The 12902-nt window shown below is 47.3% G+C and carries 9 protein-coding genes; 7 read left to right on the top strand and 2 right to left on the bottom strand.

From position 1 onward, the window contains the following. The first annotated feature begins 23 nt into the window (after window positions 1-23). From MJO57_RS24875 to MJO57_RS24860, 4 genes are all read left to right on the top strand, one after another. The gene (locus tag MJO57_RS24875) at window positions 24-1556 is read left to right on the top strand and encodes a hypothetical protein (RefSeq protein WP_252019599.1); all 1533 of its coding nucleotides are present in this window, start codon (window positions 24-26) and stop codon (window positions 1554-1556) included. Between the two features lie 104 nt (window positions 1557-1660). After that, window positions 1661-4312 carry a TyeA family type III secretion system gatekeeper subunit gene (locus MJO57_RS24870; RefSeq protein ID WP_252019598.1) on the top strand — a complete coding sequence of 884 codons (2652 nt, stop codon included), beginning with the start codon at window positions 1661-1663 and terminating at the stop codon, window positions 4310-4312. 9 nt (window positions 4313-4321) lie between these two features. Next, entirely contained in the window at window positions 4322-4690 is a 369-nt protein-coding gene (locus tag MJO57_RS24865; protein ID WP_252019596.1) for a hypothetical protein, read from the top strand. An 85-nt stretch (window positions 4691-4775) separates the two neighbouring features. Continuing rightward, window positions 4776-5204: an EscI/YscI/HrpB family type III secretion system inner rod protein gene (locus tag MJO57_RS24860; protein WP_252019595.1), complete on the top strand. Its 429-nt coding sequence runs from the start codon at window positions 4776-4778 to the stop codon at window positions 5202-5204. A 626-nt stretch (window positions 5205-5830) separates the two neighbouring features. Here MJO57_RS24860 and MJO57_RS24855 read toward each other — a convergent pair. Then, complete coding sequence (locus MJO57_RS24855; RefSeq protein ID WP_252019594.1) at window positions 5831-8014, bottom strand: hypothetical protein; 2184 nt, start codon at window positions 8012-8014, stop codon at window positions 5831-5833. A 255-nt stretch (window positions 8015-8269) separates the two neighbouring features. On the opposite strand from MJO57_RS24855, the gene MJO57_RS24850 reads away from it, so the two are divergent. Both MJO57_RS24850 and ltrA read left to right on the top strand, forming a co-directional pair. Beyond that, window positions 8270-8719, top strand: coding sequence for a transposase (locus tag MJO57_RS24850; RefSeq protein ID WP_252019593.1), 450 nt, complete (start codon window positions 8270-8272; stop codon window positions 8717-8719). 682 nt (window positions 8720-9401) lie between these two features. Continuing rightward, entirely contained in the window at window positions 9402-10664 is a 1263-nt protein-coding gene (ltrA, locus tag MJO57_RS24845) for a group II intron reverse transcriptase/maturase (RefSeq protein ID WP_252017357.1), read from the top strand. Here ltrA and MJO57_RS24840 read toward each other — a convergent pair. After that, window positions 10655-11818 carry an IS4 family transposase gene (locus MJO57_RS24840; protein WP_256492238.1) on the bottom strand — a complete coding sequence of 388 codons (1164 nt, stop codon included), beginning with the start codon at window positions 11816-11818 and terminating at the stop codon, window positions 10655-10657. The two genes, ltrA and MJO57_RS24840, sit on opposite strands and share 10 nt — an antisense overlap. Window positions 11819-11843: 25 nt before the next feature. Between MJO57_RS24840 and MJO57_RS24835 the strand changes: the two genes are divergently transcribed. Further along, complete coding sequence (locus tag MJO57_RS24835) at window positions 11844-12887, top strand: hypothetical protein (protein ID WP_252019588.1); 1044 nt, start codon at window positions 11844-11846, stop codon at window positions 12885-12887. The last annotated feature ends 15 nt before the right edge of the window (window positions 12888-12902 follow it).

The following is a 12902-nucleotide window of genomic DNA, read 5'->3' as shown; positions in this document are numbered from 1 at the left end:
ATAGTGATACATGGAGGTAACTCATGGCTGAAGGAATTTCTGGTGCAGAACGGGCGGCACAAAATGCCCATATGCAAATGCTCCTTGATAAACCAGCGACATCTGACGCAAAGAAGGCAGCAATAAAGAAAGGCGATATTGACTTTCAGCAAGAGAGTGTCCGTCTTTCCTCAAGCAAACATATAAAATCTGAGGTTTTGAATGACCTCAATAAAGCAGGGCAACAGGCAAAGCCCTCACTGGCCTCTCCTGATGATCTGTCACCGAATCAAATGACCAATGCCAGTAAAACGCTGGCTACTTTGTCCAAGTCAACCGACGAGGCCATGGAGTCGACTAAACAGCTGTTCAGTGATGTTCTGAATGGCACGGTCACCAAAGCAGAGGCGGCAAAGTTGAAATCACAGGCGGCGATTCTTGATGATACCGCTTCTCACCTGCAGTTTCTTTCCGGCAAAGGTGTCGAAACTGCTGAAGGAAGGCGGCAAGTTCTGGCCGGTATGGGAGGGTTTCAGAAGTTTCAGCTGGATAACCTGGAACAGCAGTCAAACGCTAAAGATATTCAGACCTATTTGGCCAATCAGCATGGTGGGGCAAAAGGTTTGGATCAGAAAACTGCCATCCTGAGATCCCTGGGCTTCAGTGACAGTCAGATTAAAACGATGATGTCCCTTGCGCCTCCGGATACTGATGGTAGCCGGCTGGATATGATGCGCTCTGCAGGATCTGATGTTAAAGCCGTTCTGCAGGCGCTTGGTTTTGGTACTGATGCGGCTAAGGGACTGACGGCATTACTGACTGGCAAGTATGCTCAGCTGGGCAGTGCAGAGCAAAAGCAGCTTCTGGCCAAAATGGGCTTCAGCCAGCAGGAAATAGATGTCATTCTGCTGGCCAGCAATCCCGCTTCATTAAAGAACCAGGCAGTCTTGATGCGCAATGCTCCACAGGGGCTTTCACAATTCCTGATGATGAGCAGCAAAGGGATGAACCTGCTTGCTGCAGGCCAATCCTTTGAAGATATGAAAATGCTTGAGCAGTTGGTGGATATCTTTGCTGTGATGGAGCTTTTGTTCAAGATGAGTGCAAACCAGCGCGCTTCCGCAAGGGAGACTCGTGCCACTGAGTACGAAGCGGCAAAAAATGAGATTCTGAATCAGGCTGAAGAAATGAAGAGTGCTGCCCTGATGACCGCAATTGGTGGCTGGGTCAGTGCGGGTACCAAGATTGTTTCCGGTGGTATACAGGTCGGTATGTCTGTAAAAGCTGGTGGGCTGGACCAAGGGTCAATGCAGCGGCAGGTAGCTGTTGCCAATGGTATCTCCCAGGTGACCTCTGCAAGCGGTGACGCCATCAAGGCCGGTACAGACTACCAGGCCGGCATGCATCAGGCTCAGGTCAAAGTGCACGAGGCAGCCCAGAAAACCAGAGATAATGCTGCACAGTCTGCCACCGAGTTTATGAACCTCCACCAGGATATGGTGAAAACGGTGATCAGCAAGATGGATGAGATCATCCGCTCATGGTTCGAAACGCTCAAGTCGACAACAAGGGCTTGATCACGGGTCAATCACTTGATCTTGATGACAAGGTAATCAAAGGACGTGGTTTATAAGCTGTAGCCAACCTTACGGGTTGGCTTTTTCTTGCATAGAGGGAAAGCATGGGTAATCCACTTGGAGGAATACAAGCCTCAGGAGTGACGCAGCAGCTGCAGACTCCCGGAGCGGCGGCTGCAGGCGCTGCTGGGCAGACAGGGAAACTATCAACCGGTCAGGAAGTAAAAGTTTCGAATACTAAACCATCGCTTGCTTCAATTGGAGATGCAGCGGAAGAAGTTGCTAGTTTGAGATCTAAGTTCCTGAAAAGAAAAGACACTAAAACCACCAAAGGTAAAACGCAAAGTGAGCGGCAGCTTGAATTAATTGAAAAAATCAAGATTGTTGATGAAGTTCCTGAAACGCAGGACTTCAAAAGACGCTTTCCTGAAGAGTCAAGACAGGATTATCAACAGGAAGACTATCTTAAAGGGGCCAAAGAGCACTTCAAGGACCCTTACCACCAGTATCTGGCGTTGTATGAGATTGCTGTTGAGTTTAAAGCCGATCCTGCTGCCCTGCCTAAAGATGAAATTTTCAAAGCCATTGAAGCGCTTGAGAAAGAGCATCCTCAATATATTGACATTGGCAGAGAGATCTCAAAAGCTGCCGGTAAACTGGCTGAGGAATACCATCCGGGTAAAACGCCGGATGAAATTCGCACCCAGGTATTTGGCCATGTCAAGGATCATAAATCCCTCGCTGCAGCGTTTAAAGATCTGAATAATAACCAGGAGGTTGTGAATACAGATCCGGACAACGATCAGGTGAATGGTTTTGAGAAGTCGGTCGATAGAAGGCTCAGGTTTCTTAGTGGTGAGCTGAATTCGATGACGTCCACAACGGAAGATACCCACTTGCGCTCAGTGATTAATGACATGATGGCCTTGAAAAGGCTTGTGGGTATTCATGATAGCTGTATGGAAACACAAGGAGAGATGAGTAGGCCGCCGATTAATATTGAGCAATTTGATGGCCAGCAATATATGACGAAGGTTCTTGATTTGCTGGATAAGCAGTTTGTGGTGGGGAGTGATTTTACCACGTTAATGGATCAAATGGGTCTGGGTATGCAGAGTGTTCAGGTTAAAACGGCCTTCATTAATAAAACCGCGACCTTGATTCGTGAGATTCCGGAGGAAATTTTTGCCAATGAACAAGTTAAAGACAGCCTGGTGGCTGCTATTCAGGATGAACAGGATTCACTGGCTTTAGAAGAAGAAGGTACCGGAAGACCAGATGATAACTATGGTAAAGGGGGTGAAACTGAAGTTTCTGAAGACACGTTAAAACAGTTTCTTTCTTCAAACCCTGGCCAAAATAGCATTCTTGAGGATTTGGGCAATGATTTCAAAGGGGCTAGCCCGGTTCCAGATTTTATGGCATCTACTGGTGTTCCCAATCTGGGTCAGGTGGCTGAAGAGAACCAGTCTGAGCCTGCTGCACAGGGTGAACAATCGACAACAGCAGCTAAAGCCACTACTGATCCAGCAAAAGCTACCTCAGCGGAGGTGACCGCCAAAGGGGGCGCTAATCGGGCACCCGAAGTCTCGGCAATGGGTAGCGTTGATGGGCTTTCCGATCCAGAACTCATACAGAAGCAGGATGAGTTTCTGAATAAGGCCCGGGGTTTGCATCAGCTTAAGGATACCAACTTCGTTTATGACTGCTCATTAACGGCATTGAAACATGCGGAAGAAAATAGTGATGTAGATATTATTAATGCGCTGAAAGAGATCGCCAGTCAACGAGGAAAAGCATTTGCCAAGGATCTTAAGGTTGCTATTACCCCGGCAGGGGAAGGGAAAGAGTTACAGCTTATTCCTCCAGATACAAAGGCGCTGAGAGAGTGGGTGGCTAATCATCCGGGTGAAAATGTGAATGATTTGGTTCGTACGGCAATGGACGTTCTGAAAGATAATCGTGGTCCAGACTTTGATCTGGAGCAATTAAATAATGATCTTGCAAGCCTTAAATCATCTATTGCCGAGATTGATTCGAAAATAAAGAAAAGGCCGAGTCAATCTCTTAAAGAAAGCTTGCATCCCCGCTTTAAAGAGGGTCCATTTACTGCTCGTTTGAAAGCGTTCTTCACTAATCCTTTAGCTCCGATGGCTGATTCGAAAACACGCCCACTGGGTATCCAGATCTTTGATCGGCTGGAATACTCTCACAAGTTCAGTATCAGGGCGGATGATAAAGACTTATCCATTAAATCAACCTGGAATGAACCCGATGCTCAGGAAGTTGGGGAAGATATGCTGGTCGAGGCAACCCTGGATGAAGCCAAAAGTCAGGATGTTGATGAGAGTATGACGGTAGAAGCAACATTTGAAGCTTCTGGTGAAGACGGAGGTTCTTTTGGTGAGGGTGGTGATACGTCTGGTGATGCAAATGTATCCGGGAAATCTGCCACAGAGTCAGCACCTGCCAGGGGAACTGCAGCTTACATTGCTGCTAAGGTGCAAGGGCAAGTTAAAGGAGAGTCATATGCCAATCTTGGCGACGTCTATAAGGACATACGATCTCTGGCAGGGGACCAGGCTCAGTTAAATAAGCTGCTTGATTATATGGAGCAGGCGAAGGGATCAGGGACTGAAATACCGTTACTGAGTGGTCATGAAGCGGAGGTAAGGGCCTATATCCAGTCGTTTGCTGAGCCGGGTCGGATGAATCCGGGTGGAAATAATCGCCCTGCGGGTGAAATGAAAAGTTAAGGAGGACGGATGGATTGGCGTAATAACGTAATCTCTGAATTTGCTGAGGCCATGGGCATCAGAGGGTTTGATTTTGGCGATACCGGCGTTGCATGCTTTGAAATTGAGGGTGCAGGATCGCTTTACATGGAGCAGAAGGAAGATGGCATTTTGATGTATCTGGCTCGGGAAATAGACCCTTTTAATAATTTGCCAATATTGGAAAATGCACTGGCAGAATGTCATTACAAAAAAAGCGTTTCCTATCCCTTGCAGGTAGGTGTTAGAGAAAATCAGTTGGTAATCTGTCTGTTTGTGGATGATTCCGATTTCACGCGACCCACAGTGGAAAGCGCTATGCAGTTTCTTATCAACAAAGCAGATGAGCTAATATCATAAGACAATAGTATTAAAAAGCTGTTTATCAATTGATAAGAGGATTTTAAGTACCTCAACTGATCAAAAATGAATAGAGGTTACTATCATGGCGGACAATATCATCAAGACGGGCGATCTGGCTGACAAAGTGCTGGAAAAAACGCAGGAGGGCTTTGCCAATCCGGATCAACCAGAAGAAGGGGCAGCAGGGCGTTTTGCGGAGCTGGTTGCCCAGAGACCAGAAGAAGCCCCACAGGCAGCGAACTTCAAACCCATTGAAGTGGCAGCTAATCGGGATGCACCTGGCCTAACGTTGGGAGATAAGGTACTTCAAGGTATGCAGGGGCTCAGAGATCATGTGGAAGGCAGGGCTGATCTGGTCAAACAGCATCTTGCACCCGGTGAGGCCATGGGGATGAAGGATATGTTCAAAACTCAGATGGCGATGACTAATCTGATGATTACCGAAGACTATATTGGAAAAATTGTCAGTAAAAGTACCCAGACATTCGATACGTTGTTGCGGAACCAGTAACATACTTCCAATTTAATTTTTACTAACCATAGTGCATTAAAAACTATAAAGTACAAAGTCATTGAAAATAAGGAATTTTCGATGGCTTTTGTATTCTCCCTTATACTTCCATGTTGTCTGTTAAGAACCAATTGGTGACAGGTTTTGTTTATTGTTTTGTGTACCGAAATAACTATATTTTTGTGTATCAAAAAATCTATAAACCAATAATGTGTAAATGTTTAAGGGCATCCTGGCCTTGGACAGCCATACCCCTCCCCACTACACAAACCGACTCCCTGAAGAGAGTGTGCTGGGCCAGCATTAGTGGTTGGCGGTCGGGTAGTTGAGTGCCTTGATTACAGCGGTCAACCTTTGAAGCTGGCGATTGAGTCATTGCCAGTGCCTGCTGCATTTAAAGTCGTATGTGCATAACCCACTGACCCTGTAGACCAGGCCTGAGCCGCCCTGGCAGGTCGTTACCAACCTATTGCATGGGGTCAGCGGCTGGAAGGCATTCAATCGGAGAAGTGCATAATTAGGTGCCTGGTTTCACAAGTGGGAAATGATACTGGAAATATTCACAGCATCAGTGGTGGTGCTAAATGAATATTTGGTATAAAAACACCTTTAATTACACCAAATGTTCATGGGTCCTGTGAATCCATATGATCGTTCAGCTCAACAGATTCAGTCTCTGACAACAGGTTGCCATGCCTGTTTGAGTAATGTCTAAAGCCAAGGTAGCCAGCCACGCCCAACGCACCCAGTCCAACCAAAGAGCCCAAAGCAATACCGGCAATCGCCCCTGAACTCAGAGAAGATGCTGTAGCAGAAGCCAGAGGTACGGTAGAAAATGGAATCGGCGCGACTGAAGTAGGTGTCGGTGAAACAGAGGATGTTGGAAGCGATCGCGGTTCACACCCTTCATTGGCAAAACCCGCATAATTAACAACCCGGCAGTCATTGGCAAGAAAGCGGGAGTCGGCAGTTTCGCATAAATGATTTAATTGACTTTGATCAATGCCCCTGCCTTGCAACTGGTCATAAACCATACTGTTGTATGTTTTAGTGGAATTCTCATCCGCGCTCCCACTGAAAAGTTCACCATAAGCGATGCCAGTCAGATCCCTTTCGTTTCCTCTAACCTCGCAATTCAGTGCAGTAATATTTTCAAGGTGCGACTCTCCAAAAACCAGACCCGCACCGATACCGGCAGGAGACTCTTCCCCATCGGCAATTACCGTGGTGTTAATCGCCTTGATATTGTTTATCTGACCTCCTTTCGCAGCGTAGCCAGAACCAACTGCTGCTGCTGAATCTACACCACTGGCATGGACATTGCTGCCATAAGCGGTGACATCGCTGATCTGACCGAATGAATCGAATTGGCCAGCGCCGATAGCAGCATCAGCACTATCACCGATTGTAGATACTTTGGAATCAATGGCAGTAATAAAAGATAATTCCGCTCTTGGAGAATTAGCCAATCCACAGCCAATGCCTGCGTCTGCATCAATACCTTCCGTCACCACCTGACTGTCAACTGCCGAGAGATAACGGATTTGACCATCCAGTAGACCGGCCCCAATACCTGCATGTGCATCGCTACCTTCCGTCACCACCTGACTGTCAACTGCTGAGAGATGACGGATTTGGCCATCCAGTATGCCAGCTCCAATACCTGCGTATGCACTAGTACCTTCGGATGTAACGTTGCTGCGCAATACTTTCAGTCCCGTTACTTCACCGGAAATATGGCCGCCGGCGATACCGACAAAGGAATGGTTCCCGGTTGTTGCGACCGAACAATCCGTTACGTTCACCCCATTGATCCGGGTAGCAGGGCTTTCGTTTTGGTGAGCTGTTACCACTCCGGCATAGGCATAGCGTTGTTGCCCGAAGTCAGTATCTCCTGTAGTGGCGACCTGAGAACGTGTAATCGCCACGTTCTCAATCCTGGCTGCACCAGTCATCTGACAGGCCACGACAGCGGCAGATTCTTCCCGGACATTGATCTTCGCATCGCTCAAATGCAGATTATGGACATTGCCACTGAGACTTTTGAACAGGCATTCTTTCTGATTCCTGATGGTACGGCACATGCCATCGTAACTGCCGGAAAATGGTTCTCTTTTGCTGCCAATGGCTTCGTTGTCTTTAGCATCAATATTACCAGTCTGGATATAAAAGGCATTTGACGGGTGTTTGGGATCACGCCCGATTTTCTTCAGTGTTGCGCTGTCCCCCACAGGGATAGGATTATTCCGTCCTCCCCGAGCGTCGGGGAGAGGTACTGCGGCAGTACCGGCAAGGCGATCCAGGGCTTCAACGGCAACAGCTGCTGCTGCAGCATGGGCAAGATGATTTGTCCCCGTTCCCGTGGGGGAGTGCTGTTTTGGCTTGGTGTGCCCCAACTCAGAAGTTGCCGGGTTGCCAGCCATCGTTCGGCGCAGCTCATCCGCCAGACGCACACCTGCACAGAGCTTGGCGGCGACGTCCGCAACGATCTGAACCTGTGGACACCAATAGCTCATCAATGAGCAGGCCAGCCCCGCCCCCTCAAACAGACTCCCTGTGAACGTCGCTGGTCGATTACCCGATACCGGATAATGGGTTGTTGCAGACAACGGTGTTTCGTTGTCGGTTTTCAGGTGATCGGGTAAGTAATTTGGAGAAAGGGACGTGACAAAAGAGCGAGTTCCATTGTACAGGTTAACCGCAAACCTCCCCATGGAACCGGAACCGGATGGTGGTTTAGCGTGCTGCTCTGATTGAGTATCGTCATACACTGTTTTAACCGGTTGAAGGGTCGTGTTCAGACTTTGCATGTATTATAGTCCTGTGAATTTTAATTTAAAAAAACGACGACATTATTATTATTCTTGTCGCATTTGCAGACCAAATTGTAGACACTTCCTAACTTTGTGCTTAATTATGCTGAAATTAAAAATCTGGAAGAAAAAAACAATCTGAATAATGAAAACTAGATGTCAAGCAATCCCCTTGTGTCAGCCCTGTATCAGCATAGTAGTCGCCCCTCATGAATTGAGAAACCTAAACAGGGAGCGGCCAATGAATGATCAATGGCCCGCTATTCAGAAGAGCTTAAAGAGTCCATCATTCAGATGATGATGCCACCAAATAATGTGCCTGTTTCTCAGTTGGTACGTGATATTGGTATCTCTGATGTGACTCTGTACACTTGGCGAAAGAAAGCTTTATCTCAAGGAATACCGGTACCAAGCGACGGGAAAAATCCAGATCAGTGGACACCTGAAAACCAATTAGCAGTAATCATTGAAAAAGTGGCCTTAAATGAAACAGAAATGGTTGAATACTGTCGTAAGAAAGGCCTTTTTGCTGAACAACTTTTTGCTAAACAAATAGAGCAGTGGAAACCAGTCTTTATTCTTAAGGTAGACATTAAGCTCCACCCACTGCACAGAAGCCTAATCTTGTACGCCCTGAACAACCATCCCGTGCAGGGTGTTCTCGTTTCGCATTATTTCCCCAGAAGTCCAGTAGCTTTTTAATGCATGAGACCAATGACTTTCCTGCATTCATCAACGATGAAATCACATTACCAAACAGGTGAGTCCCACTTTTCATCACCTTGGTACGCCCGGCATGGGCATGAACTGATGGGGTGAAAGTCCCCTGTGGGAGAACCTACATCTGACTGGCGGTAAAGACGCCTGCTGATGACAACCACTAGCTTAAGGCAAGTGCAGTCCCGCGAGGGGCTGTGCGGAGGCAGTCTGAGTGCAAAGGTGCGAGCCGACGTACAGAAATCGCATATAAGGCTGAGTCTCTGGGCGAGTGAGCCAAGGATCACAAAGCCCTATGGTTCGTGAGACACGGTAAATGCGGCGGTTGTGCACTGAAAGTTCATGTCCTTATCCGGGGAGATCTGTTCAACATGCGATTGGTAATTCCCAGTTCTCAGCCACTGGTTACAACAGGCTCGGCGAACAGGTCTCATCATCCTGTTCGAGCAAACCCGATGGCAACCAATAGCGCCAGCAGAGGTAACTCCGCGTGGTGATTGGACAGAAGTCAGCAGAGGCCATAGTAGCTGTACGACAGAAGCCATTAACGGATGGGAAGTCGTTAGCGAAGGGCCGAACATCGACGACAAAGAGGAGACTGATTCCCTCAAGGCGATGCAGCCGTCCGGCGACTCACCGTACTTGGCGACAGAATCTTTAACCAGCTTTGAACCATGATCTACTAAATTGCGTACTTGAACCGGCTAATCTGGCAAGTGCATGGAAACAGGTCAAAAGCAACAAGGGTGCTCCGGGTATTGATGGAGTCACTATTGAAGCTTATCCAGACTTTGCCAAACAGCATTGGCCTTCAGTGCGTCAAGCCTTATTGGACGGAACCTACCAGCCATCACCCGTGCGCCGACATGTTATAGAAAAGCCGGACGGCGGTGAGCGTTTGCTGGGAATCCCTACCGTGATGGATAGGGTCATACAGCAGGCCATTGTGCAGGTGCTGACCCCTGTCTTTGATCCGGGTTTCTCTCCAAACAGCTTCGGCTACCGACCGGGACGGTCAGCACACGACGGAGTCCGTCAGGTTAAGCAGTTGATCAACCGGGGGCTTCATTACGCTGTTGACGTTGATCTGAGTAAATTCTTTGATACGGTTAATCACGACGTTTTGATGTCGAGGGTCTCCCGTAAGGTCCGCGACAAACGCCTTCTGAAACTGATTGGTAGCTACCTGCGCTCCGGTGTCATGATTGAGGGCAATGTCTACCCGACCAGGGTTGGCATGCCACAGGGTGGGCCTTTATCACCCTTGCTGTCTAATGTGGTCCTCGACGAACTCGACAAGGAGCTTGAATATCGGGGTCATTGCTTTGCAAGATACTGTGATGATTTTGTGATTCTCGTCAAAAGTCAGCGTGCAGGGGATCGGGTGATGCACAGCATTACCCAATTCATTGAACGCAAATTGAAACTGAAGATTAACTCCCGGAAAAGTAAAGTTGTGAAAGCAACAGAAAGCGAATTCCTGAGTTTCACCTTCACAGGGAAGAAAGTTCGCTGGGCCCAGAAGTGTCTGGACCGATTCAAATACCGGATACTCAAGTTGACCAGTCGTCGCTGGGGTGTCTCAATGCAACATCGGTTACGCAAATTGGCACAATATATCCGGGGTTGGATGGGGTATTTCCGGTTATCGGAATATCACCGACCAATTCCCCTGCTGGATCAATGGATACGTCGGCGAATCCGTTGCTGCTTTCTGAAGCAATGGCGCAAGCCGAAAACCCGTTTTAAGAATCTGGTCAGGTTAGGCGTTGATAAAATTAACGCCGCCAAGATCGCAGCCAGCAGCAAAGGGTATTACCGTCTGAGTAAAACCTATGCGGTACAACAGGCACTGAATAACAGTTACCTCGCGAAAATTGGGCTTGTTTCATTGAAAGACTTATGGATCAGGTTTCACCATCATCGTTGAACCGCCCGGTGCGGACCCGCATGCCGGGTGCTGTGGGGAGGGCTGGAGAAAGACCGGCCCTTACCCGATTGCGTCGAGATTTCCTCAATGCTCCCACTTTCACAGAGGTTCGCCTGTGCAGCATGGGCAAGGTACCTTTTCAACGTCACAACCACAAAGGACATCAGAATCAGGCTAAACACCAGTGTCGCTGATTTGGTGTTAAAACGATGCCACCCTGAATAGGATTTGATCTCTTTGAAAATCAGCTCTATCTGCCACCGTAGACGATAGGCCTGGAGCACATCACTCAAGGTGAACTCCACCCGGTTCAGGTTGGTCACAACGAAAACCCACTTCTGTTTTTTGTCATTCCAGCGGACAACCAAGCGGAATGGCCAGGCTTTGAATCCCGGCCATTCTACATCCAGGTCGAGGCACTGGTCTTTGGGGAAGCCAGACAGTACATCCTTCAGTTTTTGTCCTTTGTAGCGATTGAGATTCTTGCCATCCTCCCGTACCGCGCTGAGTATCGTCGGGTTGATACTCTGAGGTGCCTTGCAGATAAAAGAACCCTCCCTGTCATCAATAGCGGCAAAGAGTTCCAGCTCAAAATAACCGGCATCCATTAGCATCAGGATATAGGCCATGGATGTTGGCAGTGGTGGCAGACAGTCTCTTTCTGAACGGGTATCTTCAGTCAGCTGCACCCGCACCAGGTTGTTGGTGAGAAGATCCATTGTCGTATGAAGCTCGACGGCAGCAGGACTGACCGTTGAGAACCTGCCGGGAAATGCTTCTTTCAGGGCATCATAGACAGCTTGTGACGAACCGTCCTGAATCAGAATGTGCTCAAACTCTGAAAATGGACTGTCTTCATCAAACGCCATGACTTTGCGGGAAAATATTTCCAGACACTGCACCCATAGCCACAGGATAAGAGTAGGCAGCGCGTCCTTTTTAGCTTGATTTGCCCAAGAACGATAAGAGACATTCAGCCCCGTCAACTCGTTAAATTTACGGTGTAGATCCGCCAGGGTATCGCAGTTTCCATCACCAGCGAGGGCATCAATCAGTGAGAGGATAAAATCCAAAGGACGGATATCTCGCTGTCGTATAGTAAAACCAAGCTGTTCCGCCATACTTAGGAGTTCTGACCGGTCGAAACAGGTCAACAGTTTTTTTCAACTAATCTACTATTTGCAGTACTCATCTTGTTCAGCCATTGATAATGGTTTCGAAGCTTTATTGTGGCTGTTCAAGGTGGGTTCTGCCGCCGGAAACGAACCTTTTTTGAGCTTAATGTCTACCCTAAGAGTCTTTATTAGCGGAGTGTCACCCAAATCTTTCAGTCCATCAGAGCAGCGTAAGGCCTTGACGGTTGAGCAAAAAAAGACAAACAAACCATCAGGAAACTCGAACGTGAGTTCAAGCACAAGGACATCGGCAGGGAATTTCCGTAGATGGAACTTTTTTGCAAACTTAGGTTCCAATAGGGAAATAAAACTGAAGGTCGATCTTATGCCAACCAATGTTTCAAATAATCAAACAGGATTATTGCCCAGAGTTCTGCCGAAATCAGTAGAATCAACGCCAAGCCAACAGTTACCAACACCAGGCCAACAGTTGCAACCTGACGATTTCAACTGTTTGTCAGTTGATGTGATTCATCACAATGCAAATGAACTGGCTCAGCCCAACGCGATCCAACTTGAGCAGGCAGGCCATAATACCAACCAATCTATTGATCAAAGGACTATCGAAGATTTAAGGTGCCCAATTCAATTCAAGAATATGGAAGCGGTTGAAAATGCAAGTAAATATGAGAAGTTAAAATCATTTTACAATACAGGTAGACTTGATCATTTTTATAAACGTTATGCGTATGACGAAAGCTTAGGGCTTGTTAATGATCCAAAGCGAGTAGATATAAAAAAATTCTATGCAATTATGAAGCTGTGTAATGCAACCACTAAATACCAAAATGAAATATACACAATGTATACAGGGTTATTTGAAAACGGGCATGTTTTTCTTATTGCACCTCGTGAATCCTATAGGATAGAAGAAGATCCAAACAATCCCAATAAAGTTTTATTTAATGGAAATACATATAGTTTAGGTGTTGATGCCATTTATTCGGGGAGGACTTTTCAGGAAGTAAAGAAACTAATAAACATAGTTCATAATAACACTCCACTATCAAACCACATCTCTCATATTCTTGAGCATGAATATAAGTAGCTAACCATATGGAAT

It is taken from the genome of Endozoicomonas sp. SCSIO W0465 (assembly GCF_023716865.1).
Lineage (GTDB): Bacteria > Pseudomonadota > Gammaproteobacteria > Pseudomonadales > Endozoicomonadaceae > Endozoicomonas.
The sequence above is the reverse complement of the archived record's forward strand: the minus strand, read 5'-3'. Positions and strand labels throughout refer to the sequence as shown.